We start from the raw sequence: 1,388 nt of genomic DNA on the forward strand, positions 1-1,388 counted from the left end.
CGTTACTCATGTCAGCATTCGCACTTGTGATATGTCCAGCAAGCTTTACAACTCACCTTCATCCACTTACACAACGCTCCCCTACCCAGCAAGTAAACTTGCTGCCGCAGCTTCGGTATATTGCTTAGCCCCGTTACATCTTCCGCGCAGGCCGACTCGACTAGTGAGCTATTACGCTTTCTTTAAAGGGTGGCTGCTTCTAAGCCAACCTCCTAGCTGTCTATGCCTTCCCACATCGTTTCCCACTTAGCAATATTTTGGGACCTTAGCTGGCGGTCTGGGTTGTTTCCCTCTCCACGACGGACGTTAGCACCCGCCGTGTGTCTCCCGGATAGTTCTCATTGGTATTCGGAGTTTGCAAAGGGTTGGTAAGTCGGGATGACCCCCTAGCCTTAACAGTGCTCTACCCCCAATGGAATTCGTCCGAGGCTCTACCTAAATAGATTTCGGGGAGAACCAGCTATCTCCCGGTTTGATTGGCCTTTCACCCCCAGCCACAAGTCATCCCCTAACTTTTCAACGTTAGTGGGTTCGGTCCTCCAGTTGATGTTACTCAACCTTCAACCTGCTCATGGCTAGATCACCGGGTTTCGGGTCTATACCTAGCAACTAAACGCGCAGTTAACACTCGCTTTCGCTACGGCTCCGTTATTCACTTAACCTTGCTACTAAATATAAGTCGCTGACCCATTATACAAAAGGTACGCAGTCACCCCGAAGGGCTCCCACTGCTTGTACGTATACGGTTTCAGGTTCTATTTCACTCCCCTCACAGGGGTTCTTTTCGCCTTTCCCTCACGGTACTGGTTCACTATCGGTCAGTTAGGAGTATTTAGCCTTGGAGGATGGTCCCCCCATATTCAGTCAAGATAACACGTGTCCCGACCTACTCGATTTCACTGTAAAGATTGCGTCGTGTACAGGGCTATCACCTTGTATCGCTCCTCTTCCCAAAGGATTCCACTACATTCAATACAGCTTAAGGGCTGCTCCCCGTTCGCTCGCCGCTACTAGGGGAATCTCAATTGATTTCTTTTCCTAAGGGTACTTAGATGTTTCAGTTCCCCTCGTTCGCCTCGTTACACTATGTATTCATGTAACGATACCTGTAAACAGGTGGGTTTCCCCATTCGGACATCTGTGGCTCAAATGCATTTTGTCGGCTCACCACAGCTTTTCGCAGACTTACACGTCCTTCATCGCCTCTAACTGCCAAGGCATCCACCGTATACGCTTCGTCACTTAACCATACAACCCCAAACAGCCTTTTGACTTCTGCTTAAGTTATGTCGCATGAATGACAAGCTAATCGGAAGAATTGCCTTGCTATCAATAAATTGATAACAAGCAATTCAGTCAAGTAGAGTAAAAAGTCATCTTTCGATTTC

General features: G+C 48.2%; 1 rRNA gene. It reads right to left on the bottom strand.

Annotated elements, in window-relative coordinates:
- A 23S ribosomal RNA gene (locus ACXAGV_RS18975) occupies positions 1-1,248 on the bottom strand; the annotation flags it as partial.
- Between the last annotated feature and the right edge of the window lie 140 nt (positions 1,249-1,388).

This window comes from Alteromonas sp. ABH4_453 (assembly GCF_056160665.1).